Consider the following 24,516-nt stretch of genomic DNA (forward strand, 5'->3'; position numbering starts at 1 on the left):
GCGTTTCAGTAGATGGCGGCGCCCGCCCCTACATTGACCGAGGCATCCTTCATCGTTGCCACGATGAACTCGATCTCCTCCTCGTTCAGGTGCGTGTGGAACGGCAGCGCCACCGCGCGGTCGGCCACCTTTTCCGTCACGAGGAAATCGCCCCGGCGATAGCCGAGGTCGAAATAGTGCCGCTGCACGTGCAGCGGCGTGCTGTAGCCGGCGGATTCGACCTTCTCCACCTTCAGATCCTCGACGATGGAATCGCGGCTCGACTTGGAGAAACGGGTGCCGAGATGGACCACGTAGAGGAACCAGTTCACCTCGGTCACGTCCGGCCCGATGAAGGGATCCTTGATGCCCTCGAAGGACTGGACGTACTTCTGGTAGAGGTGCTCCACCGTGTGCCGCTGCTCGAGGATTTCCTCGAGCCGGCGCAGCTGGGTGAGGCCCAGCGCGGCGGTGATGTCGCTCATGGCGCCCTGGTAGGGCGCGCTCATGCTGACCACGACGGAGGACCGCTCCTCCAGCTTGTGGGAGCGGAAGCGCCGCAGCGCCACGGCGACGTCGATGTCGTCCGTCACCACCATCCCGCCCTCGCCGCACACGATGGGGAAGGGCTGTGAGAAATCGAACACGGACGTGTCGCCGAACGTCCCCACCAGCGCACCCTTGTAGCGCGAGCCGATGGCCTCGGTGGAATCCTCGATCAGCGCCAGCTTGTGCTTGCGCGCCAGCTCCTGGAAGGCGGTCCAGGGCGCGGGATGGCCATTGGTGTTGCCGGCGACGATGGCCTTGGTCTTGTCGGTGATCTTCGCCTCGGCCTTCTCCGGCACGAGGGTTCCCGCCCAATAGTCGATATCGGCGAACACCGGGCGCGCGCCGGACAGGCTGATGGCGTGCACCGTCTCACGGAAGGAATAGGGCGAGGCGATCACCTCGTCCCCCGGGCCGATGCCGTAGGCCTTCAGCGTGTAGAGCAGGCCGAGGGTGCCGCTCGGCACGGCGACGGCATATTTGCGGCCGAGATAGGCCGCGAACTCCGCCTCGAACTGCTCCGCCAAAGGACCGCTGGACAGGCGCGGCGCCTGCATGGCCTCGGCCACCGCCTGCAGCTCGATGACGGTGATGTCGGGATCCGACAGAAGGATGTTGGTGGCCTCGCCACCTTCGCCCTCGCCGAGATCGAAATCGTCCAGGAAATCGGCGTCGCTCATCACGCGCTCCGCCGTGCGAGGATCACGCCGGTGGCGGCGCCGGGATCGGAGGTGATGTGGGCGCAGTGATCAGCCGTGTCGAGCAGATGCACGTCGTACCGGGGATAGGTCCGGAATGGTGCCTCGGTGACGTCGGAGGCGTCGCACTGGGTCCAGGAGAGGGCCGGAAAGCGCTTGCGCAATTCGGCGAAGACCGGGCCCGCCGGCTCCTCGGCGGTGAGCACCTTCTCGATCTCGGTGAGGTCGCTGTCGCTCAGGGCCATAACCTTACTCTCCCGTGCCGGAATGAGACACGACCGGCGGCTTTGTCGCGGTCCGTCCCATGCCATGCAGGATCATTGCCAGTTTGGATCACTGCCAAAATCGACGCTCGGTGTCGTCGTTCAGAAGCTCCAGCAATTCCTTCAGGCGCTCGTGAATACTGTCGAGCTCCCAGAGGCGCTTGCCGTGGTTCTTGCGGAACAGCTGCCACGCGGCCTGCTCCGGATCGAAGATCATCAGGGCGATGTCGACCACCCCGCCTTCGGGATCGATGTTGCGCGAGCAGCACGCGCTCTCGATCCGGTAGCCGCCTTCCGTGGCCAGCACGCGGGGCGTGACATAGCGATAGCGCTTGCGCGCGCGGATGGCGCGCTCGATGCGCTTCCTGTCGAGATCGTTCGGATGAGCGGGCAGCCTCATCGTCCTATCTCTCGCGGCTGTGTCTCGCGCGGCGCCGATGCCCCGCATCGAGGGATCAGAGCGGCTGAATCTCTTCCTCGAGGCAGCCCACGACCAGGCGCTCGTTGAATTCGATGAGGTAGATGGGCGTGTTGGTATCCGTGTGCTGGCCCACCTGCACGATCTCGCCGACCGTGCCGACGCCGACGAGCAATCCCTCCTCCGGCATGTCGGGATAGGACCCGTCATTGTAGAGATCGATGAGGGTCTTGACCTTCATGCCCCAGTCGTACTTGGGCAGGCGCGGTTCGAGCATCATGGCAGTCAAACTCCGGGGGCGGGGGGCAGCGGGATGTCCTGTTCTTCGCGCGGAACGGCGCTCTCCAGTTCCTTGCGCTTCATGCCGACGCGGTTGCCACTCTCGGTAAACTCGACGCCGTAGATGTAGAACTGCTGGAGGAAGGTGCCGATGGAGACCACGTAGCCGATCTCGCCCTTCTTCGCGAGAATCTCGCCGATCTCCTTGCCGGCATAGGTTCCGTCGTTGCGGATCACCCGCTTCGCCTTCACCTTCTCGCCGAAATTGAAGTAAGGCGGCTCGGAAATCTCAACCACATCACTGTCGCGGACGATGTTGCTCATAGCGGCATCTCCCTCAAGAGCGGCCCGCCCGCCTCCATGCGGGAGCGGGCGACCTCGCGCACGAAGTCGTCGTCGTCATCCAGGAAACGGGTGAGCTGGGACGGCGCCACGCGGCCCGCCACCTCGTAGCGCACCCGCCAGTCCGCATCGCCGGCGAGCGCCGGGAGCAGGTCCGGGGCAAGGCGCTGCGCCACTTCCAGGCGTACGGCGGCGCTGCGATCCTTCGCCATGCACATCAGCCATTCGGCCGGCAGCCGCTGGGCCACCACCTTGCGCACCTCCGGCTCCGGATCGTCCACGAGGCGCGACAGCAGCGGCGGCGCGATACGGCGGGCCACCACCAGGCGCACATAGTAATCGTCATCCGCCAGCATGGGCGCCAGTTCCGCATCCTCCAGCAGCGAGACGATGCGGATGCGCACCTCGCGATGGGGGTCGTTGCGCAGCGGCAGGATGAGCCGCTTGGGCAGCCGGCGCGCCGCGTTCCAGCGCACGGTCTCCTCGGGATCGTTGAGGAGCGGCTTCAGGAAGAACACGTCGGCATGCTTCGCCGCAATGGCGCGGACCTCGAAATGCTCGTGGCCCACATAGGAATTGGCGAGCTTCGGATTCCAGTTGAAGAAGCGGTCGATGCGTCGGGCGTACCGGTCGTTGACGCAGGCGCGCCGCAGCTGGCATTTGCCCGCCGGCAGAAGGTCGCCCGCGTGGGCGCAGCTCCGGCAGTCGACGTCTTCGCCGAGCCAAGTCTTGGCATCCTCGATGTCGTCGTCAGTCTTCATCGTCCTGCCCCGCTCTGTTCAGCACGTCGAGCAAGAGCTTCGCGCCGATCTTGTCGGACGGATCGAGCTCGAGCAGCTTCATCACCGCGGCGCGCCCCTCGTCGAGATCCCCGAGGCGCATGTTGAGGTAGGCGTAGCCCTTCAGCGTGAACAGGAAGAAGCGCGGCATCAGGCGGTCGTAGCGGGAGAATTCCGCATCCTCCGCCCGCACGTCCCGCCAGTCGGCCGGGAGATTGGTCTCCCGCTGCGCCTTGGCGAGGCACTCCCGCGCCACCCCCAGGCACTCCCGCAGGCGGCCCTTGTAGAAGTAGAAGCGGTAGAGGCCGATGAGCACCGCCGCATGACCGGGAGCGATGGCCTCGGCCTTGCGCAGATGCGCTTCCGCAACGTCGTCCTGTTGGTAGGAGAGGCCGGCTTCCCACAGATGAAACTGTGCGTCTTCCGGCAACCCTCCGCCCATCACCGCGCTCGCAAGGAGCGCTTCGGGGGTCAGGAAATCGGGCTCGCCGGAGACCTGCGCGGAACCCACGATCCCGTCCATTCCCTGTCCCCGTCCTGTCCTGGTGCCGGTGGAAATCCGGCCCGGAAATGCCGGGGCAGCACCAGGCCGCCCCGGGTCGTGATCAGACGTTGCCGCCCTCCCCGCCCTCAATGGGCGTGGGAGGAGCAGGTGGTCGCCTTGGGATCGTTGAAGACGAGCCCGGTCTTGGCGGCCGTGTCGGTGAAGTCGATGGTCACACCATCGAGCAGCAGGCGGCTTTCCGCCGGCAGGAACAGCTTCACCCCGTCCTTCTCCACCACCACATCGCCGGGCTGCGGCTCGGGCAGCACGGAGATGTCGGCGTTGAGACCGGAGCATCCGCCGGGCGTCACATGCATGCGGAAGCCGGCGGTGGGGCCACCGTCCGCCATGATCATCATGCGCATGAAGCGGGCGGCGGAGCGGGTCATGGTGAAGTTCATCGCGCAGATCCTCAGGCGGTGGGCTGGTAGCGGGGATACGCGTTGTCGATCACGCACGTATCGTCCACCGGGCAGACCGCCGCGCACTGCGGCACGTCGAAGTGGCCGATGCACTCGGTGCACTTCTTCGGATCGATCACGAACGTCCCGTTCTTCTCCGAAATGGCCACGTTGGGGCATTCCGGCTCACAGGCCGAGCAGCTCGTGCACTGCGACGCGACGATTTTGAGGGTCATGGCGATGCTCCTTTACTTCGCCGGTCAGGCCGCGTTGATGAGCGCGCCCTGCCGGATCTCGGCGTCGCCGCGCGCGGTGTGGACGATCTCGCCGGTCTTCACCTTGTTCAGGTATTCCTTGAACCAGGTGATCGCCGACTTCTCGATGAACTCGTGGGCGAAGGTGTCGACGGGCTCGATGCCGGCCTTGATGAGGTCCGCCTTCGGGCAGCCGCCGATCTTCGCCACGAACACCGCATGGCAGTCATTGATGGCGCGGATGATGGTCTCGAGGCTATCCTCCTCGCCGTAGCCGCCCTGGCAGTACAGGTCGACGCGGCGATGGCCGACGAACTTGGCGCCCGCCGTGGAGAGTTCCCACACCTGGAACTCCTTGGCGTGGCCGAAGTGCTCGTTGATGAGGCCCGAGCCCTTGGTGGCGACGGCGGTGAGCAGCTTGATGTCGCTCTGCTCGCCGGCGAGAGCCTCCAGCTCCTCCTGCTTCGCCGCCACCTTGGCGACGCGCTCTTCCTCGACGAGGGCCTGGTAGGCCTTGCGGCTGTCGAGGTCGTAATTGACCTCCATGGCCATGATCTTGTCGGTGGTGAACTCGGCGGAGCGGTCCTCGCCGAGGAGGCCCACGGCGTCGGCGCGGCACTGGCGGCAGTGACGCATCATGTTCATCTCGCCCTCGCACTCGTCCTGGAGCGCCTTGAGCTCCTGGGCGGTCGGGCCGCGCTGGCCGTTGAGGCCGAACACGGTGCCATGCTCGGGGGAGGAGATGAGCGGCATGATGTTGTGCAGGAACGCGCCGCGCGACTTCACCGCGCGGTTCACCTCGACAAGGTGCTTGTCGTTGATGCCGGGGATCATCACCGAGTTCACCTTGCACAGGATGCCGCGCTCGGTGAGCATCTCGAGGCCGAGCATCTGCCGGTCGGTGAGGAGCTTGGCCGCCTCATAGCCGGTGTAGCGCTTGTGCTTCCAGAACACCCAAGGATAGATCTTCGCGCCGACCTCGGGGTCCACCATGTTGATGGTGATCGTCACGTGGTCCACGTTGAAGCCGGCGATGGTGTCCACGTGGTCCGGCAGGGCAAGGCCGTTGGTGGACAGGCAGAGCTTGATATCCGGCGCGGTCTTCGCGATCAGCTCGAAGGTCTTGAAGGTCTTCTCGGGGTTGGCGAGCGGGTCGCCGGGGCCTGCGATGCCGAGCACGGTCATCTGCGGAATGGTGGAGGCCACCGCCAGCACCTTCTTCGCGGCCTGCTCGGGCGTCAGCTTCTCGGAGACCACGCCGGGGCGGCTCTCGTTGGCGCAGTCATACTTGCGATTGCAGTAGTTGCACTGGATGTTGCACGCCGGGGCAACGGCAACATGCATACGCGCATAGTGGTGGTGGGCTTCTTCACTGTAGCAGGGATGGTTCTTCACCTTCTCCCAGATCTCGGTGGGCAAGTCGCCCTGTCCGGCCGACGAGCCGCAGCTCGCCTTGCCCGAACCACCCGAGGTGCCGCAGCCCTGGTGCTCGGCCTTGGCCTGCATGACCTCGGCCAGCTTCTCGTCCATTCCGACGGCGTTCAGGCCAACCGCGTTTTCTTGCTGTGTCGACGCGTGCATCTATCTGCTCCTCGCTTGCAGCAGGATCCCGATAAATCCTTGGCCCAAGGAAGAGCAACAGCCGTGCCAGCCCATCAGAGACCAAATAGCTGATATATATCAATCGACTAGGAGCGACCGACAGGCTGTCGGCTTGTGAACATCGAGCCGCGACACGACTGACATGTTGGAAAAGTTACATGCTCCGGCGTCGAATTCCGGCCCGCCCCTGCGCGCAATTGATCGAGATCAATGCGAAGCCCGAAAGCCAGCCCGCCACCACCTCCCGGGCGAAGGCGACAATCCCAAAAGCAAGGGGAGCATGCCCGGTGTCGGACATGCTCCCCCCTCAGTGTTCACGCCGGGCCGCAGCCCGCATCAGGCCGACATGATGACGTCCAGCGCCTTCGGCAGCGACATGGCGATGGGCGTGATGGCGTGGCCCAGCAGGAAGCGCAGCTCGTTCTTGGTGAGCGTCGCCTCGTCCACGATGGCGAAGTGCGGCGCGCGCGAGCGCTTGGAGATCTGCCGCGCATAGGTGCGCAGCATCTGGTCGTGGAAGCGACAGCCCAGGAACAGGAAGCTGCGCTCGGTACGGCGGTTCTTCACCACGTCCGGGATGGGGGTCTGGATGTCGATTTCGGTGAGGACTTCCACATAGTCCGCGTCGGAGATCAGCCAGTTCTTCGCCGGTGCGGCACTGCCGTGCGGCTTGTAGAGCACGGTCTTCCAGCCTTCCGCGGTGGCGCGGTCGCTCTCGGCGCCGGCCGGATCGTAGAAGCGATACCAGCGGTCCTCGCCGATGCCGGCGCGGGTGATGCCCTGTGCCTCGCCCCAGTCCGAGCGGCCGGCGAGGGCCCCGCGCATGGCGCCGTCGTACCAGGTGTCCACGATCAGCGCGAGGGGCAGGCCCGCGAGGAAGGTGTGGAACGGCAGCGGCGCCACTTCGGGCCCGAATGCCTCCGCCATCAGAGCGGAGACGGTGTTGCGGTGCTTCATGCTCTCGATGTGCTGGGCCGCGGCCCAGCAATTGCCCTTGGCGCGCTTGGGCAGCGCCACCTTGGTGCCGAAGAAGACCGAAAGGTCTTCCGGCGTCACCGGGATGGCGGGCGTTCCGAGGGCGACGAGGCCGGGCCCGAGATAGGGCACGACCTTGTCCGCGCGCAACTCCGCCGCCACGTCCTTCAGGACGGCTTCGGCGTCGGCGAGCTTCAGCGTCTCGATATTGGCGACGGAAATGTTCATCTCAGTTCACTCCTCCTCGCCACGCTTCTTCGCGTTGACGGTGATGGGCAGGGTGGTTCCCTCGGCCATCTCGGGCAGGTCGAGCACCCAGCCGTTGGCGATCTTGATCCAACCACCCCACAGGGACTCGTGCTCGAACTCGACGATCGGCTCCTCCAGGTCCTTCTTGGGGACGTAGATGGACAGGCCGATTTCCGGGGAACGGCGAATCATGACTTTCATTTATTGGCTCCTTGATCGGGCTTTACTCGCCGCTGTGACCCGGCAGGACCGAAGGCCCGAACGGGGACGCTGGTGATGCGCGCCGGGCGCGGGGCACCGCACGGAGCACGAAAGGGTGTGGCGCCGGACGTCCGGCATGTCCGGCGTCAAACATGATCGGCGACGGCAGATGCCTCGCCCGTGGCCGCCGCCCAGGCCGGCGACATGGCGCGCAGGCGGGCCACGATGTCGGGAAGAACCTCCAGCACCCGGTCCACGTCGTCGCTCGTATTCTCGCGGGACAGGGAGAGGCGGAGCGCACCATGCAGCGCGCTCGCGGGCAGGTTCATGGCGCGCAGCACATGGGAGGGCTCGGTGGAGCCGGAGGTGCAGGCCGAGCCGGTGGAGGCGGCGACGCCGGCCTTGTTGAGATTGTGCAGCACCGCCTCGCCGTCGAGATATTCGAACGCGACGTTGGCGGTGTTGGGCAGGCGGTTGTCGCCGTCGCCATTGAGGAGGGTATGGCTGACCTGCTGCAGGATGCCCTGTTCCAGCCGGTCGCGCAGCGCCTTCACGCGCGTGCGCTCCTCCTCCATGTAAGCGAGGGCAAGCTCGGCCGCCGCGCCGAGGCCGATAATGCCGGGCACGTTCTCCGTGCCGCCGCGCCGCCCGCGCTCCTGATGGCCGCCGCGGACGAGGGGACGGAATTTCACGCCCTTGCGCACATAGAGCGCGCCGATGCCCTTGGGGCCGTGCAGCTTGTGGCCGGAGAGCGACAGCATATCGATCTCGGTGGACTTCAGATCGATCGCGACCTTGCCCACCGCCTGCACCGCATCGGTATGAAACAGGGCGCCCGCCGCATGGGCCTGTCGCGCGAGATCCGCCACCGGAAACAGCGTACCGGTCTCGTTGTTGGCCCACATCACGGAGACCAGCGCCGTCTTCGGCGACAAGGCCGCGGCGAAGGCGTCGAGGTCGAGCCGCCCCTGCCGGTCCACCCCGATGAGGTGGACCTTGATGCCGCGCGTCTTTTCCAGATGGGCGACGAGGGTGAGCACCGCCGGGTGCTCCACCGTGGTGGTGACGATCTCGTCCCGCCCCTCCTGGGTCTCCAGCGCGGAGAGGATGGCGGCGTTGTCGGATTCCGTTCCGCCCGAAGTGTAGATGATCTCGTGGTCGAACTGGGCACCGAGGAGGGCCTGCAACTGCTTGCGGGCCTTCTTCAGCCCCTCGCCCACATGCTCGCCGAAGGCGTGGGTGGACGAGGCGTTGCCGAAATGCTCCGAGAAGAACGGCAGCATCGCCGCGACGACGGCAGGGTCTGTGCGCGTCGTCGCGTTGTTGTCGAGATAGACCGGGCGCACGGCGCTCACCCCTCGGGTCGGCTGCGGCGTCTTGCTGTGTGGCAGGCCGTCAGCGGATGGGAGACGGCGCCGCCGGCGCCGGAACGGCCGGGGCAGCCGCGGCGGGCTTGGGGGCAGCGGGCTTGGGCGCAGCGGAAAGCGCCGGGCCGGGGCCCTTCAGGCTCACCAGCGGCTTGTTCTGCGCGCCGGCGACGGGGATCAGCCGGATCAGCTCGCCGAGGCGCTCCACGATCTTGGACTGGATGCCCTCGATGGTCTCGCTCGCCAGTTTGCAGAAGACGCAGGCGCCGGTCATCTTGACCATGACCTTGGTACCGTCGATTTCCACCAGCTCGCAGTCGCCGCCGTCGCGGATGAGGTTAGGGCGGATTTCCTCGATCACCTCGCGGATGATCGCCTCGCGGTGGGCTTCACGGCTCAGCGGGGCGGGCGCTTCGGTCTCGGCCAACATCGCAATATCCTCTCTGTGTTCTCTGTTCTGCCGCCCGTCAGAGGACGGCGCGCGGATGGCGGTCAGCCGAAGGATTTGCCGCAGGAGCAGCTGGAGGTGGCGTTCGGATTCTCGAAGGTGAAGCCGGAGCCTTCCAGGGCCACCACGAAGTCGATGGTGGTGCCGGCGAGCAGCTCGTGGCTCTTGTTGTCGACGAAGACGCGCACGCCCTCGCGCTCCACCACGGTGTCGTCGGGCTCGGCATCGGTGACGAGGCCCATCTTGTACTGGTAGCCGGCGCAGCCGCCGGTCTCGACCATGATGCGCAGGCCGCTGACGGGCTGATCGGCATCATGGATCGCGTCGCGGACCGCATGAAGTGCGCTGTCGGTCAAATTGATCATTGCTCGACCTTCGCTTGAAAGACTGGTCTGCCGGGACAGCAGCAAGCCTCGTGCCAGACAGCAACGGGCTGATTTCTTTCGATTTTCAGGATCGAAGCTGTTGCCTTTGCGACGCGTGTCCGGTTTCGGACATGGGCACGGACCACTCCCGCCGCCCCCGCGTGGCGCGCCGGAATGGCGAGGCGCGCCCCGCTGCGATGCCCGGCGAGCCCCGCGTTTCCGTGCCCCTGCGGGCTTCCCGCGCCTTGCCGGCACCCCTCGGCCGGTGCCCGCACGGGGCCGATTGTCGCTGGCGGCGGGTTTCGCCTCGCCCGTCAGGCGAAGCGGCAAAGGGCTTGCATGAAGCGCAGCGCCTGCCCCTGCGCGGGTGGCCCGCCGAACGGCATTCGGCGGAGGGTGGCACTCTCTCCCGGGCGCTCCTGTCCGGGACGAGCGCGGCTCGCGCCCGTGTTGAACCCAAGACCCGTCTGAACAGTCGTGTGCTGAACCGGAGACCTTTTTGATGACCGCGATCGAGAACACCCCCCTGGGCCGGCTGGATAAAGAGGGGCGACTCCTGAATGCCGTGCTCAAGCAGCCCACCAAGCCCGGCCGCTTCGATTTCCGCGGCGACATTGCGCTGAAGTTCCAGCAGCAGGTCGCGGACGAGAAGCGCCCGCCGGAGTACACCATGGAGCAGGTGCTGACCTTCGCCGAGGAGGGCAAGTCCACCATCCCGGTGCTCGCCGGCTACCTGCAGAATTTCGCTTTCCTCTCCGACGTGGTCGACGTGCTCGGCGACGCGCTGGCGCCCGACGGAAAGTATTTCCTGTTCTGCAACAACATCGACCTGCTGGCGAAGTATCGCGTCACCCACAACGGCAAGACCTTCTACGTCCTGCCCTGCGACGAGAGCACCGTGTGGAAGGAGATGACCGACCTCCTCTCCATCGACAAGAACGACATCAAGAAGATGGACACGGGTGGCAAGACCGACGTGGTGCTCGACGCCGCCGCGGCGTGGCACGAGGACTACGAGATCATCACCTATGAAAAGGGCGTCTCCATCATGGAGCCGGTGAAGAACCGCAACGAGAACCGCCCGGTCTGATCCGGGGCCTGCGCCCCGTGCCGCCCGGCAGGACCGGGTGGCACGCCGGGCCGTCTTCGTCAGCGCACCGCGACACAAGAAAATGGCCGGGCAAGCCCGGCCATTTTTATTCCCATATGGAGCGCCGCTCAGACGCCGCCGCCCTCGTCCGAGCAGGAGGCGATCTCCTCCTCGTCGTCATCAGCCTCCTCGGCCAGCGTCACGCCGGTCACGCAGATGTCGTTGTCAAGCACGGTAAGGGCCACCGGGATGAGGCTCTTGCCCTTGCACGGCCCTTCCAGGCAGACGCCCGTGCCCAGCTCGAACAGGGCGCCGTGCTTTCCGCACATCAGGCGGATGCCGTTGGGATCGAGGAACTGGTTGCGCTCCCAATCCAGCTGCACCTGGTCGTGGGGGCAGCGGTTGATGTAGCCGAACACCTGCCGGCCCCACCGCACCACCACGATCTTGAACGGCTGCTCGGAGCCATCCTCCGCCACCTGCATCAGCTCGAAACCCCGGGCCCGCTGGCTGGGGATGTCGCTCATGGAGCAGATGACGTAGGCGACGGCGGCCGCCTCGTCCGGGAGGGCATCCTGGGGGGCTTCGTTGTCGATGACGGTCGGTTCCATCTTATCCTCGTTCACGATGCACGCGTCAGGACCGGGCCGCTGCCGGCACCGGGGGTCAGGGGAGCGCCGGCCTCGGCCTTGGCCAGCAGGCGCCGGTTGGCGGCGAGGCAGAAGTCCCGCCAGGCGGCGGCGACGTCGCGCAGGATGGTCTGCACATAGTCGCGCGAGAGGTGATGCTCTCCGGGGAAGTTGGAAAGCGCACAGGAGGTGCGGTTGAACGCGACAACATCGTCGAGCAGCGTCTGGATGAAGTCGCGGAACGGCAGCTGCACGTCGCCCATCAGAGCGGAGCGGCCCTTCTCCACCGGCACGTCGCTCATGTCGAAGGGCAGCGTCTCGATGAGATCCGCCGCGCGCTCATAGATGTCCTCGATGGCGCCCAGCATCGCCCTCTGGGTCAGCTGCTCGCGGTCCTGGCTGGCGAGCGCCCGGTTGAGGCGGATGCGATAGGCCTCGAACGCCGCATCGTTCTGCCCGGCGACCCAGTTCGCGAAGCGGGCGAGGCTGGCGGCATTCACCGGCAGCCCCTCGTGAATGGCAGCTCCCGTCTCCTCCGCCCGCTCGCGCGACAGGGCGCGGTCGATGCGCCGCGCCGCTTCCAGCGCGCCTTCGAGGTAGCCGGCGCCCTGCGTCGCGGTCTCGGAGCTGCCGAGATGCAGCCGCCCGTCCCACAGCGGCCGCCGCAGCAGGGGATTGGAGAAGGCCACATGCTCGCCCCGCGGCTCCGCCTTGTCGCGGGCAGAACAGGTGAAGGCCTCGCCGGCCCAGTCCTGATAGAGCTGCTCGCCGCCTTCCGCCGCCGAGCCGAACACCTGCACCATCTGGCTGTCCATCAGCATGGACAGGCCGTCGGCGAAGGCTTCGCGCAGATCGGGGGGAAAGCTGAGGAAGCCGCCGAGGGCCGCCTTGGCGCCGGTGACGTCGCAGGCGTCGAAGATCTCGCCGACCACGGCCTGCTCGTGGGTGACGAAGGCATTGCCGGACTGGCCGGCGACCCGCCAGAAGGCGGAGGGATAGGCCATCACCACCTTGGCCTGCTGCGCCATCCATGTGGGCGCGGTGCCCATGGCGTCGAAGGTCGCGCTGTCGAGTTCCGGGATGAAGCGCACCGTTTCCGCCACGAGGCGCGGGGGCAGCGCCACCACCACATGGCGCGCCTCGACGATGAAGAAGGCGTCGTCCACCCGGAAGGTCAGGACCACATGGTCGCCCTTGTCCTCCACGCTGTGGAGCACGTGGTTGAGGCGCAGGCGATCTTCGCCGATGCTTTCGGCGAGAACCGACACCAGACGCGCCATGCCGCCGGCGACCCGCCGCGCGCCGCCATGCACCTCCTGCGCGAAGCCCTGGGGGTTCTTGTCCGCCTCGGTGAGGTGCAGCACCGTGCCTTCGTCATGCTGGGGGAAGGACGCAAGGCCGAGTTCCGCGACGAAGGTGGCAATGAGCGGCTGGGTGTCGGGCCAGAACCAGGTGGGGCCGAGATCGAAGGCCGCGCCGTTACTGGAGGCCACGGCCGAGAGGATGCGACCGCCGAGCCGGGGGCGCGCCTCGAACAGGGTGAAGCTGCGGTCCTGTTTCTTGAACTGCCGCGCCAGCGCGAGGCCGCAGAGCCCTCCGCCGATGATCGCCGTATCCAGCATGGAACAGTCCTCGCAAATCTTGCTGATTGGAGCCCTTGCAAGATTCGCGCACAGTTCCGGGAAATATGGCCTTGCGGGCATTTCCCACGCCCTGCCACGGCGGGCACGGTCGGCTTTGGCCCTCGCCCTGTGGGATCGCCCACCTCGGCAGCGTCGCATTTCCCGCGTGGTGCGACGGATTTCCGACACGGCGCCCGCCTTTACCTCCGCGCGATGGGTCGTGTTTCGGTCCGTCCACGGCCGCGAACCCGCATCGGCGCAAGACTTCCGGCGTTTTCACAAGACGAGCCGAAGTCATGGCGCCGGCCCTCGCGGCGGCTGGCACGAAACTTGATCCCGTCAGCGGACAGTTCGTTTGACCGATAGTGCCCCGGAGATTGGAAATGCTCGTCGCGTCCGAATTCGCTTCGTCCTCCCTTGACGATATCAAGGCTGCCCTCGCCGGCGGCACCCTCACCTTCTATTCCGTCGCCCGGCCCGTGAATGCCGACCATCCGGTGGACCGCAGCGGCAAGCTCGCGGCCTTCACCTTCGCCACCCCGGCCTTCGCGACCCCCTCGGAAGACGGCTCGGAAGTGCCGAGCTTCGTCGACGCGGCGGTGAAGGCGGGCGAGGTGGGCACCCCCGGCTTCGCCCGCGCCGTGACCGCGGACGGCAAGACTGTCGCGGACTTCTCGGTCGGTCCGGGCACGCGCGAGATCAAGCTCGCCGAAGTGTCCTGCTCGCCCGGCGCGCCGGTGAAGGTCGTCAAGTTCACCTTCAATCCCGAAGGCGGCTGGCCCGAGCGCCCCGATTATTACGACGCCCATCCGCGTCCCGGCTACAGCCTGCCCAAGGTGCGCTGAGCCCCACCCGATGCCGTCCCGGGGCACCCGCCCCGGGACGTGACTGCACCCAAAGCGACGTCGCCCCAACACCGCCCCACAGCCACAGGAGAGCCTTGCGTCATGTCCACCGTTCTTCCCGGACCGCTGGTGAGCACCCAATGGCTGGCGGACCATCTGTCGGCCCCGGACGTGAAGATTCTGGACTGCACCTGGCTGCATGAAAGCTCCAACATGGACGGCCGCACCCAGTATCGCGGGCGCCATCTGCCGGGCTCGGTGCATTTCGACATCGACGCCGTGGCCGACAAGACCAATCCCCTGCCGCACATGCTGCCGCCGGCAGCGGAGTTCGCCAAGAAGGTGGGCCTGCTGGGCATCGGCGACGGCGACAAGGTGATCGTCTACGATCGCATGTGCGGCGGCGCGGCCGCTGCCCGCGTGTGGTGGATGTTCCGCACCTTCGGCTATCAGGACGTGGCCATGCTCGACGGCGGCTACGGCAAATGGGTAAAGGAGAAGCTCCCCTCCGACATGTCGCCGGTGCGGCCCGAGCCCAAGACCTTCACCGCAAGTCTCAATCCGGCCCTCGTGCGCTCGCTGGACCAGATGCTGGCTAATGTCGGCTCCGGCACGGAGCAGGTGATCGACGCGCGCGGCCCCGCGAAGTTTGCAGGCAGCCAGGACGATGTCTTCCCGGTAAAGAAGAAGGGCCACATTCCCGGCGCCATCAACCTGCCCTGGGGCGACCTGATCGTCGAGGAGAGCGGCGAGCTGGTTCAGCCCGACGCCATCAAGGCGCGCCTCGCCGCCGCCGGCGTCGATCTGGCGAAGCCCATCGTCGTCAGCTGCGCCTCCGGCACCATCGCCTGCGTGGTCATGCTCGCCCTCTACCTCATCGGCAAGACGGACGTCGCGCTCTACGACGGCTCGTGGGCCGAATGGGGCCTGAAGGACGAGACGCCCATCGCGGCGGCGGCCTGAGCGGGAGCGCACCATGGCCACCGACGACCTCACGCTCCTCGGCGACGGCGACGAATTCACGCTGCACGGCACCGGCGACCAGACCCATTTCGTCCTGCGCTTCAAGCCGGACGGCATGGTTGCGGACATTTCCGGAGAGGACGCGGAGCGGTTCCGCGGCGACTATGAAACGGTCCGGTCGCAGTATCCGGGCTGGAGTTCGGACCAGGTCCTGGCCCAGCTCTGGGATCAGGGCGGCTACAGCTGGCTCGCATCGCCGGAAGGCTGAGGCGCACGCCGCGCGCAGATGAAACACCGGTGAAAGCCAACGGGAGAACAACATGGCGACCACGCTGATCAAGACCACTTCCGACGGCCGCAAGCTCGAGGTCTCCGGCCTCGCGATCCTGTTCGACGGGCAGCTCGAAGCCTTCGACCTCACCGAGGTCAAGATGCACCCCAACCGCCGCAAGATCTGGGAGGTGCACCCCGAAGCGACCCACATCGCGGGTCGGGTGACGCTCACCAAGGAAGAGGCGGAAGCGGTGGAGGCGGCCTTCAAGAAGGCCGAGGCGGAGATCCTCGCCAGCCCCGCCGCCATCAACGAGCGCTTCCGCATCGCCATGATGTGGCGGGCCCGCAGCGAAGGCATCGAGTGAAAGGCTGAGACGCCGGCGCCCCCGGGGCGCCAGCAAGGCCTGGATGTCGCTGCACATGAAACGGGTGAAGACGAAAGGGCCCCGGCATGCCGGGGCCCTTTCGTCATTCCGATGCCTGCGAGAGCCGCCTATTCCGCGGCCTCGGGCAACGCGATCGGCTCATTGCCGTTCGCGGCCACGGCGCGTGCATTGCGCGCGAGGCGGGATTCCCCGTCCTCCGCGCCGAAACAGATGTGGAATTCATCGCAATCCGAGCACACAGGCGCCGCGCACAGCGTGAAGCCCTCCGACCCGCAGACCATGCGGTAGAGGAACTTCTTCCACTTCATGTCCTGGCTGTTCTTGCGGGCGAGCGGGGCGAAGCGTCGGGTCATCAATTCCCGCAGCTCGGCGCGGCTCCTCAGCCCCAGGTCCTGCCACAGATGGTGGGGGGACTGGCAGCGCCGGGAGATCATGGCAATGAAATGGGTCTGCAGCCGGCCGGCATCAGAAGAATAGATGCCGAGAATGTCGCGCACCGACCGCTCTTCGGGTGTCACCTCGATCGCCCGCGGATCGACCTGCGCCGCCAGCACCGGAGCACAGGCCGGGAACAGGATGGCGGCGAGGTCGAGGAAGGCCGCGCGATCGAGGCCGACCGCGTCGAGCCTGTCCCGCCCCTCCTCCTCCGCCTCGGCGAAGGCGAGGCCGATGATGGAGGCCGCCACGTGAACGTCGAACGCGTCCGCAGCCGAGGAGGACGATGACGCGATCAACCAGTCATAGACCTCTTCGGCGCGCATGGCGGCACTCCTTGAGCGACACGCGCGGGCCGAAAAGGCCCGCGCTCGGGCGCAGCCGCCTCAGGCGGCGGCCTTCTCCAGGCCGTGGATCTGGCAATTGGCGGGGCAGACACGCGCGCACGCACCGCAACCGATGCAGGCGCCCATGTCGTTCATCACCATCACCTTCTTCTCGACCTCATCGTCCTCGTCATCATCGAGGGAGACGATGTCGCCGTCCTCGTTGATGCCCTTGAGGGTCATGACGTCGCGGCCGCAGACCTTGTAGCAGCGGCCGCAGCCGATGCATTTGTCCTTGTCGATGTCGAGCAGGTAGTCTGGCTGCCAGGCTCGACCATCCCTGGTTTCGTTAGACATCTGAAAATCGCCTTCCAAAATGTTAGGCGGCCTCGAGTCCCTTCAAGTCCGCGCGCTTCTTCTCAAGCTCGGCAAAGGCGTCATGCGCCTTCTTGGCCACAACCATGATCTGCTCCCAGTTGATCGGGAGTTCTTCGGACAGATCGTGGAGGTCCATTTTGGACTGTGTCGCCTTGGCGGACAGCTTCTTGATCTCGGCCTTGAGTTCGTCCACGTCGCTCATGGGTGCACCTTGGGTCTGGTCAGTATTTCGCCACTTCGGGGAACTTGGTGATCATCTCCACGCCCTGCTGGACGAACTTGGTGCCCTCTTCGGCGAGCTTCGCAAGATTGTCGAAGCCGAAGCGGTGCACGTCGCGCAGCTGCTTGTTGACGACGATCAGCCGGCCGCCGATGAGCACCATGCGGCCGAAGCCTTCGTGGCTCATCTTGAGCATGGGCGAGATCATCACCCGCGTCTCCTTCTCGATCATCAGGCAGATCGCGTTGAAGAACAGCTCCAGGCGCCAGATGGTCTCCGGGTCGGGATCGCCGATGAGGGGGAGCGCGCGGCGCGCCTCCTTGTCGACGATATAGGGCGCGATCAGATCGAGATCGGCCTTGCCTTCCCACGCGCCGTGGGTGTCCTGGGCGCGCCAGACCTTGATGAGTTCCTTGATGAACGGGGAGTCAGCGGCCTCGGTCGGCTCGATGACTTGCGCTGCTTCGGCCATGACTATCCCTCACTCGTCGAAATCGAACGTGCGCTCTTGGCCCTTCGACATGACCTTGCGCAGCCACGGGGGTGGGTTGCCCTGAAGGACGACTTCCAGCTTGCCGATGAGATCGGAGATCTCCTCGGGCTGGCTGACCTTCATGGGATGAATGTTGTTCGCGACCACGCGGGCGGCGCCGGAACCGCCGATGGCGGCCACATAGAGGATGGTGCAATCCTTGATCGCATCGATCTTGGGCGCCAGCTTGTCCTCGTTGCCGTCTTCCTTCAGGTCGCCGTCGAATTCGATGGCCTCGATGAAATGATGGCCCTCCGGGCCGACCTCGTAGATGGCAATGTTCTTCGCCCAGCCGAAATGGGCATCGACCCTTTTGAGATCCTGGGTTGCGAATGCGACTTTCATGGAAGGCTCGCCTCTCTCGCGGTCTCGGTCCTTGCGGACTTCAGTGGTGGGCGGTGCTGGGTGCGGGTCCGAGATCGGGCGCGCCGGCAGGGGTGGCGGCGACCGCGCCATGGCCGTGGCCATCGCCGTCCCACGGGTTCTTCCACGTGTCGGGGGTCGCGTCGTGGTTCTGCTCGTGGTCGGCGATGCACATATTGGCCAGCGTGAACATGAGGTCACGCGTGCCGCGATAGCCGACCGTCATCTTGTGGCCGGAGCCGATGCGATCGAACATGGGAATGCCGATGCGATAGAAGGGAATGTTCAGCCGGTCCGCCGCCTGGCGCCCATGGGAATGGGTGAGCAGCAGGTCGCAGCCCCGCTCCTTCGCCAGCGTCTCCAGATCCTCGAGATCGCCCAGTAGCACCTCGTCGCAGGGCAGCTTCTCGAACACCGGCGACTGGGTGGTGGTGACGGCGGCGGTGATGTGCGTACCCATCTCGTGCAGAGCGGAGGCGACATCGAACAGGAGGTCCGGCTCCGCGCCGATGGCGAGCTTGCGGCCGCCGAGATGGAAGTGCGCATCCAGCATGGCATCCACCAGCTGGCCCCGCTGCCGGCGATAGCGGCGCGGCACCTCACGGCCCGAGATCTCGCTCAGGAACATGAAGAATTCGTCGTTCGGACCGAGCCCGCAGAGACGCTCGAACAGCCGGTAGGGCGTGCCCGTCTTCTTCTGCATCGCCTCGGCCGCCGTCTTCATCTGGCTGCCGATGGCGATGGTCCAGGCCGCCTCGCCCATGGTGGCGACCTCATCCACGCCGATACCGCCGATGGTGGTGGGCGTGAAGTCGTCGGGAATGTGTCCGTCGAGCGAGCCGGCGAGGTCCGGGAGGAAGGAGGGCTCAAGGCCGAAGTCCTCCAGGATGCAGCGCAGCTCATCGAGGTCGCCGGGCTGCAGGTGGCAGCCGGGCAGCACGTTGACGCGCTCGGGGTTCTTCGGCGCGTCCGGCTCGGGCTTCTTCACCAGCACCTCGACGATCTTGGCGACCGTCTTCTCCCATCCGTCCTGGAAGGCGTCCTTGAAATCGGGTGTCGAGACATAGACCAGCGGGAAGTCGGCGAGCTGGGGATACTTCTCGCGTATCAGCTTGATGTAGCCGTCCACGTCATCGCCCTTGGTCTCGGTGACGCCGGTGGAACAGATGCCGATGATCTCGGGCTTGGTGCGGTTGTAGATGTTGAGGATGGCCTGCTCGACATTGTCGTAGCCGCCGAGCACGGTGGCCACCTCGCTCATCGCCGTGGTCTGGAGCGGGATGGCCTCCTTGAAGTGCCGCACGAACAGCACGAGGCCGAATGAGGTGCAGCCCTGCGAACCGTGCAGCAGCGGCATGGCGCCCCGGAGCCCCATGAAGGCGAGCGCGCCGCCGATGGGCTGGCTCATCTTCAGCGGATTGACCGCGCAGCTCTTCTTCGCCTGGACGAACTTGGCCATCGCGCCCTCCTATTCGGCGGCCACGAGTGCGGCCGGCGTCCCGAGCGGGGCGACGAGTTCGTCCAGCATGTCCTCGATGCGCTCACCGCACTTGCCGCAGCCGGAGCCGGCCTCGGTGCGGGCGGTCACCTCGGCGAGGTTGGAGGCGCCGGCGGCGACCGCATCCTCGATGGTGCCGACGGTGACGCTCTTGCAGTTGCAGACCTTCTTGGCGCGGCGCGCAGCCTCGGCCAGCACCGGATCAGCCGGCGCGGGCTCCGCGACGCCGAGCGCCTCGAAGATGTCCTCGATGCGGCCCGAGCAGGCGCCGCAGCCGCCCGAGGCATTGGTGTGGGTCTTCACGCCCTCGACCGTGGTGAGGCTGTGCGCCTTGATGGCGTCCTCAATGGTGCCGAGGTCCACGCTCTTGCAGTTGCAGATCTTCTTGGCGCGGCGGGCCTTCTCGGCGGCGACCGGATCGGCGGCGAGGGCGGCAGCCTCGGCCTCCATCTGCGCGATGGCGCGGTTCTGCCAGTTGTTGGCCGGGTTGTCCCACGGGGCGGGCTTGCGCACCTGCTCCCAGATGGGGTTGTAGAGCGCCTTGTCGATCTCCTCCACGAGCTTCACCATGCCGATGTAGCCCATATAGGCGTGGTGGCGCTCCTGGTTGATGTCGAGCCAAGGCATGGCGGCCTTGAGCGCGATGAACTGCGAGCGGCCGCCCGAGAGCATGATGTCCGCCTTCGCGTCCTTCAGCATCTTGTACATTTCGCGGGGCGTCATGTCGTCGATCATGTGGGCGTCCTGCCCCATGAGCTCCTTGATGCGCTCCTTGTCCTCCTTGGTGGACTTCTTCACGGAGGTGCCGACCAGCTCGAGGCCGGCTTCCTGCAGCGCCGCGACCACCGACCAGGACTTCACGCCGCCGGTGATGAGCAGAACCTTCTTGTCCTTGAAGCGATCCTTGAACTTGGCGATCGCCGCCCAGGCCTTCGCCTCCTCGCGCTCGATGAGCGCCTCGGTGCGGTCCATCAGCTCGGGATCGGCGCCGCGCTCGATGAGCATGCGGGCGATCTCGCGGAGCGAATCCGAGGAATCCTGGATGCCGTAGAAGGAGCCCTCGAAGAAGGGGATGTCGTAGCGCTCCTCCATCTTGCGGGCCACGTTGATCATGGCCTTCGAGCAGACCATCATCGCGGCCTTGGCGCGGTGCGAGGAGGCCACATCCTTGTAGCGGCCGTCGCCGGAGATGCAGGCGAGGATGCGGATGCCCAGCTCATCGAGCAGCGGCTTCACCTGCCAGAGCTCGCCGGAAAGATTGTATTCGCCGATGATGTTGATGTCGTAGGGCGTGGTGTATTCCGGCTCCTCGGTGCCGATGACATGCTCGAGGATGGCCTCGCCGGCCAGCTTGTTGCCGAGATTCTTCGGGCCCACGAAGCCGGGCGAATTGATCGGGATCACCGGCGTGCCGAACTTCTCCTTCGCCGCCTTGCAGACCGCGTCGATGTCGTCGCCGATCATGGCGGGAACACAGGTCTGGTAGACGAAGACGGCCGGCGGATTGTACTTCTCGATGATTTCCTTGATGGACTTGAACAGGCGCTTCTCGCCGCCGAACACCACGTCCGTCTCGTTGATGTCGGTGGTGAAGCCGGTGCGCCAGATCTGCGAGCCGGAGGAGCGCGCGCCGCGGTTGTCCCAGCTGTTGCCTTCGCAGGCAATGGGGCCATGCACCAGGTGCGCGACATCGGTCAGCGGCTGAAGGGCGATCTTGGCGCCGTCGAAGGCGCAGCCGCCGGCGGCGCCGCCGGGCTGAAGCTGCTTGGTGCACCCCTTCTTCTTTTCCGCTTCCGATTTGTTCTGGTTCTTCGCGCAGCCGGGCTCGTTGAACACTTGCTGGATCGTGGCGGAAACCGAGCTCATGGATCTCTCCTTCGGCGGACGGGCTGTGCAAAGATCGCGGGCGCGAACATCACATCGGGGGCGGACTTCACTCTCCCTGTCGGGCCGGCCCGGGCGGGGCCCCGGGCCGGATCGATCATTTCACCTATGCGATCAACGGATGATGTCGAACGAATAGTCGGTCTTCGCGGGCACGATCGTGTTCTGATCGATGGTGTCGAAGATCTTGTCGAGGATGGTGATCAGGACGTTCATGCCGCCCTGATAGCCCCACACCGGACGGCGGTGGTGGTGGTGACGGTCGAACACCGGGAAGCCGATGCGGATCAGCGGGGTGCCCGTGTCGCGCTCGAGATACTTGCCGTAGGTGTTGCCGATCAGGAAGTCCACCGGCTCGGTGAAGAGCAGGGAGCGCATGTGCCAGAGGTCACGGCCGGGATAGACGTTGCAGTTCTGGCCGAACGGCGAGCTATCGAACAGCTTCTGGACCTTGTCCGCCCACTTCTGGTTGCCGTTGGTGGCAAGGACGTGGGTGGGCTCGGCGCCGAGTTCCAGCAGGAAGCTGGCGAGGCCCAGGCAGAGGTCGGGATCGCCGTAGATGGCGAACTTCTTGCCGTGGATGTGGGCGTTCGAGTCGGCGATGGCGTCGACGAGGCGGCCGCGCTCCTTGGCGAGCTCTTCCGGGATTTCCTTGCCGGAGATCCGCGCGATCGCCATCAGGAATTCGTCGGTGCCCTTCACACCCACGGGGTGGTTGAAGGCGACAACTTCCTGGCCGTGGTTGGCGATGAACGGCAGGGTCTTCTCGGTGCAGTATTCCTGCATGGAGATGGTGGCCTTGGCGTGGACGGCGTTGGCCGCCTCTTCCAGGGTGGTGCCGCCGTCATACATGCGGAACTCGCCGTCGGTCGGCGTGTCGAACACTTCCGAATTGTCGCCGAGGATGGTGTAGTCCACGCCCATCAGGCCGAAGATGCGCTTGACTTCGCGCAGGTTGCCGACGGTGTAGCCGTCGAAGCCGCCGATGAAGTTGATCTTCTCGTTCGGCTCGCGAACCAGCTTGGGGGCGGTGCCGGCCTTGCCGTCCCAGAAGTGCTCCAGCACGCCCTTGATGGCGTTGTCGTAGCCGGTGACATGGCTGCCGACGAAGGCCGGGGTGTGCGCGAAGGGAACGTCGTATTCCTGCGGGACCGAGCCCTTTTCCTTCGCCGTCTTGATGAAGGCGTTCAGGTCGTCGCCGATCACTTCCGCCATGCAGGTGGTGGAGACCGCGATCATCTTGGGCTTGTACATGTTGTAGGTGTTGGCGAGGCCGTCAATCATGTTGTTGAGGCCACCGAACACCGCCGCATCTTCCGTCATGGAAGACGACACGCAGGAGCTGGGCTCCTTGAAGTGGCGCGACAGGTGCGAGCGGTAGTAGGCGACGCAGCCCTGGGAGCCGTGCACGAACGGGATCGTGTGCTCGAAGCCAACAGCCACGAACACCGCGCCGAGCGGCTGGCAGGCCTTGGCCGGGTTCACCGTCAGGGCCTCGCGGGCGAAGTTCTTTTCCTTGTACTCGGGAGTCTTGGCCCACTCGCGAATGCGCTCGACTTCGGCGGGATCGCGGGGGTTCTCGAACATCTTCTTCTTGTTGGCCAGCATCTGCTGGTACTCGGGACCGCGGAACAGCTCGAAGTGATCGAGCACGTTGTCTGCATTCTGTGGCATCTCGAACCCCTAATATGTGGGTCAAATATGGGAGCCCGTCCCGGGTGCCCCTCCCCGCAAAGGGAGGGGCTTCTGGTTCAGGCGCTCGAAAATCCGCCTCACTCGGCGGCGAGCAGCCCCGCCTGGCCGGGAGCCTGCTTCCACGGGGCCTTGGTCATCTTCCAGACGGGGGAATTGATGGCCATGTCCATGTCGCGGGCGAAGATGGCGAAGCCATCGTAGCCGTGGTACGGGCCGGAATAGTCCCAGGAGTGCATCTGGCGGAACGGCACGCCCATCTTCTGGAAGACGTACTTTTCCTTGATGCCCGAGCCGACCAGGTCCGGCTGGACCTTCTCGACGAACTTCTCGAACTCGTAGCCGGTCACGTCGTCATAGATGAGCGTGCCATCCTTGACGTAGTGCTGGGCGGTGCGCTGATAGTCGTCGTTGTGGGCGAACTCGTAACCCGTGCCCACCACTTCCATGCCGAGATCCTCATAGGCCCCGATCACGTGACGGGGACGCAGGCCGCCCACGTACAGCATGACCGTCTTGCCCTCGAGGCGCGGACGATACTTGGCGATCACCGCGTCCATGAGGGGCGCGTACTTGGCGATGACGCGCTCGGCGCCTTCCTTGATCTTGTCGTCGAAGTAAGCGGCGATCTTGCGCAGCGACTCCGCGATCTTGGAGGGGCCGAAGAAGTTGTACTCGCACCACGGGATCCCGAACTTCTCTTCCATGTGGCGGGAGATGTAGTTCATGGAGCGGTAGCAGTGCAGGACGTTCAGCTTCGCCCGGGGGGTGTTCTCGAGCTCGGCGAGCGAGCCGTCGCCCGACCACTGGGCGATCACGCGCAGGCCCATCTCCTCGAGGAGGATACGGGACGACCAGGCGTCGCCGCCGATGTTGTAGTCGCCGATGATCGCGACGTCGTAGGGCGACGGCTCGAACGGGGGCGCCTTGTTCGGGTCCAGCTTGTCGAACACCCAGTCACGCACCGCGTCGTTGGCGATGTGGTGGCCGAGGGACTGCGACACGCCGCGGAAACCTTCGCAGCGAACCGGAACGATGGTCTTGCCGTCGTATTCCTTGGACTTCGCCTTGGACACGGCCTCGATGTCGTCGCCGATGAGGCCGATCGGGCACTCGGACTGGACGGTGATGCCGTTGTTGAGCGGGAACAGCTCCTGGATTTCGTCCATGATCTTGGCGAGCTTCTTGTCGCCGCCGAAGACGATGTCCTTTTCCTGGAAGTCCGAGGTGAACTGCATCGTCACGAAGGTGTCGATGCCGGTCGTGCCGATATAGTAGTTGCGGCGGGCGGCCCAGCTGTACTGGCCGCAGCCCACGGGGCCGTGGGAGATGTGGATCATGTCCTTGATCGGACCCCACACCACGCCCTTGGAGCCGGCGTAGGCGCAGCCGCGGATCGTCATCACGCCCGGGATGGACTTGATGTTCGACTTCACGCCGCAGTCGGACTTGCCGGACTCGTGGACGTTGAGGTGCTTCGCGCGGCGCTTCGCGGTCTTCTCGGGATAAACCTTGAGGACTTCCGCGATGAGTTCCTTGTTCCGCGCCTTGATTTCAGCAACGCTTTGCGGTTGGGCCAAGCTCATTTCGCAATCTCGCTCTCGTTGGGTTGCCGTTTGGCAGGCCGGCCCCGCAATTGAGGCCGGCCCCGTGTCACTCGACGCGACGGC

31 protein-coding genes are annotated in these 24,516 nt (G+C 65.7%); 5 read left to right on the top strand and 26 right to left on the bottom strand.

What is annotated here, in order from left to right:
• Window positions 1-5: 5 nt before the first annotated feature.
• From FHT36_RS23850 to FHT36_RS23920, 15 genes are all read right to left on the bottom strand, one after another.
• Entirely contained in the window at window positions 6-1,205 is a 1,200-nt protein-coding gene (locus FHT36_RS23850) for a DegT/DnrJ/EryC1/StrS aminotransferase family protein (protein ID WP_169124957.1), read from the bottom strand.
• Entirely contained in the window at window positions 1,205-1,468 is a 264-nt protein-coding gene (locus tag FHT36_RS23855; protein ID WP_024281043.1) for a hypothetical protein, read from the bottom strand. Before FHT36_RS23855 ends, FHT36_RS23850 begins: the two co-directional genes overlap by 1 nt.
• 88 nt (window positions 1,469-1,556) lie before the next feature.
• Window positions 1,557-1,886 (bottom strand): hypothetical protein, encoded by a 330-nt coding sequence (locus FHT36_RS23860; protein WP_210257958.1) that lies wholly within the window; start codon window positions 1,884-1,886, stop codon window positions 1,557-1,559.
• A 55-nt stretch (window positions 1,887-1,941) separates the two neighbouring features.
• The gene (locus tag FHT36_RS23865; RefSeq protein ID WP_168457692.1) at window positions 1,942-2,181 is read right to left on the bottom strand and encodes a nitrogen fixation protein NifZ; all 240 of its coding nucleotides are present in this window, start codon (window positions 2,179-2,181) and stop codon (window positions 1,942-1,944) included.
• Window positions 2,182-2,189: 8 nt separating this feature from the next.
• The gene (locus FHT36_RS23870) at window positions 2,190-2,507 is read right to left on the bottom strand and encodes a nitrogen fixation protein NifZ (protein ID WP_029555916.1); all 318 of its coding nucleotides are present in this window, start codon (window positions 2,505-2,507) and stop codon (window positions 2,190-2,192) included.
• Window positions 2,504-3,286 carry a 4Fe4S-binding leucine-rich repeat protein gene (locus FHT36_RS23875; protein WP_169124959.1) on the bottom strand — a complete coding sequence of 261 codons (783 nt, stop codon included), beginning with the start codon at window positions 3,284-3,286 and terminating at the stop codon, window positions 2,504-2,506. The genes FHT36_RS23870 and FHT36_RS23875 overlap by 4 nt, the downstream gene beginning before the upstream one ends.
• Window positions 3,276-3,827 carry a hypothetical protein gene (locus FHT36_RS23880; RefSeq protein WP_169124960.1) on the bottom strand — a complete coding sequence of 184 codons (552 nt, stop codon included), beginning with the start codon at window positions 3,825-3,827 and terminating at the stop codon, window positions 3,276-3,278. The genes FHT36_RS23875 and FHT36_RS23880 overlap by 11 nt, the downstream gene beginning before the upstream one ends.
• Before the next feature lie 107 nt (window positions 3,828-3,934).
• Window positions 3,935-4,249 (bottom strand): iron-sulfur cluster assembly accessory protein, encoded by a 315-nt coding sequence (locus tag FHT36_RS23885; RefSeq protein WP_024281049.1) that lies wholly within the window; start codon window positions 4,247-4,249, stop codon window positions 3,935-3,937.
• A gap of 11 nt (window positions 4,250-4,260) precedes the next feature.
• Entirely contained in the window at window positions 4,261-4,485 is a 225-nt protein-coding gene (locus tag FHT36_RS23890) for a 4Fe-4S binding protein (protein ID WP_011995790.1), read from the bottom strand.
• A gap of 24 nt (window positions 4,486-4,509) precedes the next feature.
• Window positions 4,510-6,084 (bottom strand): nitrogenase cofactor biosynthesis protein NifB, encoded by a 1,575-nt coding sequence (nifB, locus tag FHT36_RS23895; protein WP_371745017.1) that lies wholly within the window; start codon window positions 6,082-6,084, stop codon window positions 4,510-4,512.
• Window positions 6,085-6,441: 357 nt separating this feature from the next.
• Window positions 6,442-7,308, bottom strand: coding sequence for an SIR2 family protein (locus FHT36_RS23900; RefSeq protein ID WP_169124961.1), 867 nt, complete (start codon window positions 7,306-7,308; stop codon window positions 6,442-6,444).
• Between the two features lie 6 nt (window positions 7,309-7,314).
• On the bottom strand, window positions 7,315-7,530 hold the full coding sequence (nifT, locus tag FHT36_RS23905) for a putative nitrogen fixation protein NifT (protein WP_024281053.1): 216 nt from the start codon (window positions 7,528-7,530) through the stop codon (window positions 7,315-7,317).
• A 146-nt stretch (window positions 7,531-7,676) separates the two neighbouring features.
• Complete coding sequence (nifS, locus tag FHT36_RS23910) at window positions 7,677-8,876, bottom strand: cysteine desulfurase NifS (RefSeq protein ID WP_169124980.1); 1,200 nt, start codon at window positions 8,874-8,876, stop codon at window positions 7,677-7,679.
• Between the two features lie 49 nt (window positions 8,877-8,925).
• Window positions 8,926-9,327, bottom strand: a complete 402-nt coding sequence (locus tag FHT36_RS23915) for a NifU family protein (protein WP_169124962.1) — start codon at window positions 9,325-9,327, stop codon at window positions 8,926-8,928.
• Between the two features lie 62 nt (window positions 9,328-9,389).
• A complete protein-coding gene (locus FHT36_RS23920) occupies window positions 9,390-9,710 on the bottom strand; it encodes an iron-sulfur cluster assembly accessory protein (RefSeq protein ID WP_169124963.1) in 321 nt (106 codons plus the stop codon).
• Window positions 9,711-10,212: 502 nt separating this feature from the next.
• On the opposite strand from FHT36_RS23920, the gene FHT36_RS23925 reads away from it, so the two are divergent.
• On the top strand, window positions 10,213-10,800 hold the full coding sequence (locus FHT36_RS23925) for a hypothetical protein (RefSeq protein WP_029555923.1): 588 nt from the start codon (window positions 10,213-10,215) through the stop codon (window positions 10,798-10,800).
• A 128-nt stretch (window positions 10,801-10,928) separates the two neighbouring features.
• Here the strand turns inward: FHT36_RS23925 and FHT36_RS23930 are convergent, their stop codons facing one another.
• Window positions 10,929-11,411 carry a Rieske 2Fe-2S domain-containing protein gene (locus FHT36_RS23930; RefSeq protein WP_169124964.1) on the bottom strand — a complete coding sequence of 161 codons (483 nt, stop codon included), beginning with the start codon at window positions 11,409-11,411 and terminating at the stop codon, window positions 10,929-10,931.
• Window positions 11,412-11,422: 11 nt separating this feature from the next.
• Window positions 11,423-13,051, bottom strand: a complete 1,629-nt coding sequence (locus FHT36_RS23935) for an FAD-dependent oxidoreductase (protein ID WP_169124965.1) — start codon at window positions 13,049-13,051, stop codon at window positions 11,423-11,425.
• A gap of 383 nt (window positions 13,052-13,434) precedes the next feature.
• Between FHT36_RS23935 and FHT36_RS23940 the strand changes: the two genes are divergently transcribed.
• From FHT36_RS23940 to FHT36_RS23955, 4 genes are all read left to right on the top strand, one after another.
• Window positions 13,435-13,896, top strand: a complete 462-nt coding sequence (locus FHT36_RS23940) for a hypothetical protein (RefSeq protein WP_169124966.1) — start codon at window positions 13,435-13,437, stop codon at window positions 13,894-13,896.
• Window positions 13,897-13,998: 102 nt separating this feature from the next.
• Window positions 13,999-14,859 carry a 3-mercaptopyruvate sulfurtransferase gene (gene sseA, locus FHT36_RS23945; RefSeq protein ID WP_169124967.1) on the top strand — a complete coding sequence of 287 codons (861 nt, stop codon included), beginning with the start codon at window positions 13,999-14,001 and terminating at the stop codon, window positions 14,857-14,859.
• A gap of 13 nt (window positions 14,860-14,872) precedes the next feature.
• Window positions 14,873-15,127 (top strand): hypothetical protein, encoded by a 255-nt coding sequence (locus FHT36_RS23950; protein ID WP_169124968.1) that lies wholly within the window; start codon window positions 14,873-14,875, stop codon window positions 15,125-15,127.
• A gap of 52 nt (window positions 15,128-15,179) precedes the next feature.
• Window positions 15,180-15,497, top strand: a complete 318-nt coding sequence (locus FHT36_RS23955) for a hypothetical protein (protein WP_024281063.1) — start codon at window positions 15,180-15,182, stop codon at window positions 15,495-15,497.
• 128 nt (window positions 15,498-15,625) lie between these two features.
• Here FHT36_RS23955 and FHT36_RS23960 read toward each other — a convergent pair whose 3' ends face one another.
• The 9 genes from FHT36_RS23960 to nifD form a co-directional block, all read right to left on the bottom strand.
• The gene (locus tag FHT36_RS23960; RefSeq protein ID WP_169124969.1) at window positions 15,626-16,279 is read right to left on the bottom strand and encodes a nitrogen fixation protein NifQ; all 654 of its coding nucleotides are present in this window, start codon (window positions 16,277-16,279) and stop codon (window positions 15,626-15,628) included.
• A 60-nt stretch (window positions 16,280-16,339) separates the two neighbouring features.
• Window positions 16,340-16,636: a ferredoxin III, nif-specific gene (gene fdxB / locus FHT36_RS23965; protein ID WP_169124970.1), complete on the bottom strand. Its 297-nt coding sequence runs from the start codon at window positions 16,634-16,636 to the stop codon at window positions 16,340-16,342.
• Window positions 16,637-16,658: 22 nt separating this feature from the next.
• Window positions 16,659-16,859, bottom strand: coding sequence for a CCE_0567 family metalloprotein (locus FHT36_RS23970; protein ID WP_029555930.1), 201 nt, complete (start codon window positions 16,857-16,859; stop codon window positions 16,659-16,661).
• Between the two features lie 19 nt (window positions 16,860-16,878).
• Window positions 16,879-17,349 carry a NifX-associated nitrogen fixation protein gene (locus FHT36_RS23975; protein ID WP_169124971.1) on the bottom strand — a complete coding sequence of 157 codons (471 nt, stop codon included), beginning with the start codon at window positions 17,347-17,349 and terminating at the stop codon, window positions 16,879-16,881.
• 9 nt (window positions 17,350-17,358) lie between these two features.
• Window positions 17,359-17,754 carry a nitrogen fixation protein NifX gene (gene nifX, locus FHT36_RS23980; RefSeq protein ID WP_169124972.1) on the bottom strand — a complete coding sequence of 132 codons (396 nt, stop codon included), beginning with the start codon at window positions 17,752-17,754 and terminating at the stop codon, window positions 17,359-17,361.
• Between the two features lie 40 nt (window positions 17,755-17,794).
• Window positions 17,795-19,231: a nitrogenase iron-molybdenum cofactor biosynthesis protein NifN gene (gene nifN / locus FHT36_RS23985; protein WP_169124973.1), complete on the bottom strand. Its 1,437-nt coding sequence runs from the start codon at window positions 19,229-19,231 to the stop codon at window positions 17,795-17,797.
• 9 nt (window positions 19,232-19,240) lie between these two features.
• Window positions 19,241-21,136, bottom strand: coding sequence for a nitrogenase iron-molybdenum cofactor biosynthesis protein NifE (gene nifE, locus FHT36_RS23990; protein WP_169124974.1), 1,896 nt, complete (start codon window positions 21,134-21,136; stop codon window positions 19,241-19,243).
• Between the two features lie 132 nt (window positions 21,137-21,268).
• A complete protein-coding gene (gene nifK, locus FHT36_RS23995) occupies window positions 21,269-22,828 on the bottom strand; it encodes a nitrogenase molybdenum-iron protein subunit beta (RefSeq protein WP_169124975.1) in 1,560 nt (519 codons plus the stop codon).
• Window positions 22,829-22,926: 98 nt separating this feature from the next.
• Window positions 22,927-24,432 (bottom strand): nitrogenase molybdenum-iron protein alpha chain, encoded by a 1,506-nt coding sequence (gene nifD, locus FHT36_RS24000; RefSeq protein WP_169124976.1) that lies wholly within the window; start codon window positions 24,430-24,432, stop codon window positions 22,927-22,929.
• Window positions 24,433-24,516 lie beyond the last annotated feature (84 nt).

This window comes from Xanthobacter sp. SG618, assembly GCF_012932745.1.
Classification (GTDB): Bacteria; Pseudomonadota; Alphaproteobacteria; order Rhizobiales; family Xanthobacteraceae; genus Xanthobacter; species Xanthobacter flavus.

Bases quoted from the DNA above. Each gene is read 5' to 3' on its own strand.
- FHT36_RS23970 (WP_029555930.1), bottom strand. From the start codon at position 16,859: ATGAGCGACGTGGACGAACTCAAGGCCGAGATCAAGAAGCTGTCCGCC.
- nifB (WP_371745017.1), bottom strand. From the start codon at position 6,084: ATGCACGCGTCGACACAGCAAGAAAACGCGGTTGGCCTGAACGCCGTC.
- nifK (WP_169124975.1), bottom strand. From the start codon at position 22,828: ATGCCACAGAATGCAGACAACGTGCTCGATCACTTCGAGCTGTTCCGC.
- FHT36_RS23960 (WP_169124969.1), bottom strand. From the start codon at position 16,279: ATGCGCGCCGAAGAGGTCTATGACTGGTTGATCGCGTCATCGTCCTCC.
- FHT36_RS23940 (WP_169124966.1), top strand. From the start codon at position 13,435: ATGCTCGTCGCGTCCGAATTCGCTTCGTCCTCCCTTGACGATATCAAG.
- FHT36_RS23885 (WP_024281049.1), bottom strand. From the start codon at position 4,249: ATGAACTTCACCATGACCCGCTCCGCCGCCCGCTTCATGCGCATGATG.
- FHT36_RS23935 (WP_169124965.1), bottom strand. From the start codon at position 13,051: ATGCTGGATACGGCGATCATCGGCGGAGGGCTCTGCGGCCTCGCGCTG.
- nifN (WP_169124973.1), bottom strand. From the start codon at position 19,231: ATGGCCAAGTTCGTCCAGGCGAAGAAGAGCTGCGCGGTCAATCCGCTG.
- FHT36_RS23855 (WP_024281043.1), bottom strand. From the start codon at position 1,468: ATGGCCCTGAGCGACAGCGACCTCACCGAGATCGAGAAGGTGCTCACC.
- FHT36_RS23925 (WP_029555923.1), top strand. From the start codon at position 10,213: ATGACCGCGATCGAGAACACCCCCCTGGGCCGGCTGGATAAAGAGGGG.
- FHT36_RS23915 (WP_169124962.1), bottom strand. From the start codon at position 9,327: ATGTTGGCCGAGACCGAAGCGCCCGCCCCGCTGAGCCGTGAAGCCCAC.
- FHT36_RS23880 (WP_169124960.1), bottom strand. From the start codon at position 3,827: ATGGACGGGATCGTGGGTTCCGCGCAGGTCTCCGGCGAGCCCGATTTC.
- FHT36_RS23900 (WP_169124961.1), bottom strand. From the start codon at position 7,308: ATGAACATTTCCGTCGCCAATATCGAGACGCTGAAGCTCGCCGACGCC.
- FHT36_RS23955 (WP_024281063.1), top strand. From the start codon at position 15,180: ATGGCGACCACGCTGATCAAGACCACTTCCGACGGCCGCAAGCTCGAG.
- nifD (WP_169124976.1), bottom strand. From the start codon at position 24,432: ATGAGCTTGGCCCAACCGCAAAGCGTTGCTGAAATCAAGGCGCGGAAC.
- FHT36_RS23870 (WP_029555916.1), bottom strand. From the start codon at position 2,507: ATGAGCAACATCGTCCGCGACAGTGATGTGGTTGAGATTTCCGAGCCG.
- FHT36_RS23950 (WP_169124968.1), top strand. From the start codon at position 14,873: ATGGCCACCGACGACCTCACGCTCCTCGGCGACGGCGACGAATTCACG.
- FHT36_RS23890 (WP_011995790.1), bottom strand. From the start codon at position 4,485: ATGACCCTCAAAATCGTCGCGTCGCAGTGCACGAGCTGCTCGGCCTGT.
- FHT36_RS23875 (WP_169124959.1), bottom strand. From the start codon at position 3,286: ATGAAGACTGACGACGACATCGAGGATGCCAAGACTTGGCTCGGCGAA.
- FHT36_RS23920 (WP_169124963.1), bottom strand. From the start codon at position 9,710: ATGATCAATTTGACCGACAGCGCACTTCATGCGGTCCGCGACGCGATC.
- fdxB (WP_169124970.1), bottom strand. From the start codon at position 16,636: ATGTCTAACGAAACCAGGGATGGTCGAGCCTGGCAGCCAGACTACCTG.
- FHT36_RS23860 (WP_210257958.1), bottom strand. From the start codon at position 1,886: ATGAGGCTGCCCGCTCATCCGAACGATCTCGACAGGAAGCGCATCGAG.
- nifX (WP_169124972.1), bottom strand. From the start codon at position 17,754: ATGAAAGTCGCATTCGCAACCCAGGATCTCAAAAGGGTCGATGCCCAT.
- nifT (WP_024281053.1), bottom strand. From the start codon at position 7,530: ATGAAAGTCATGATTCGCCGTTCCCCGGAAATCGGCCTGTCCATCTAC.
- FHT36_RS23865 (WP_168457692.1), bottom strand. From the start codon at position 2,181: ATGCTCGAACCGCGCCTGCCCAAGTACGACTGGGGCATGAAGGTCAAG.
- FHT36_RS23975 (WP_169124971.1), bottom strand. From the start codon at position 17,349: ATGGCCGAAGCAGCGCAAGTCATCGAGCCGACCGAGGCCGCTGACTCC.
- FHT36_RS23850 (WP_169124957.1), bottom strand. From the start codon at position 1,205: ATGAGCGACGCCGATTTCCTGGACGATTTCGATCTCGGCGAGGGCGAA.
- nifE (WP_169124974.1), bottom strand. From the start codon at position 21,136: ATGAGCTCGGTTTCCGCCACGATCCAGCAAGTGTTCAACGAGCCCGGC.
- FHT36_RS23930 (WP_169124964.1), bottom strand. From the start codon at position 11,411: ATGGAACCGACCGTCATCGACAACGAAGCCCCCCAGGATGCCCTCCCG.
- sseA (WP_169124967.1), top strand. From the start codon at position 13,999: ATGTCCACCGTTCTTCCCGGACCGCTGGTGAGCACCCAATGGCTGGCG.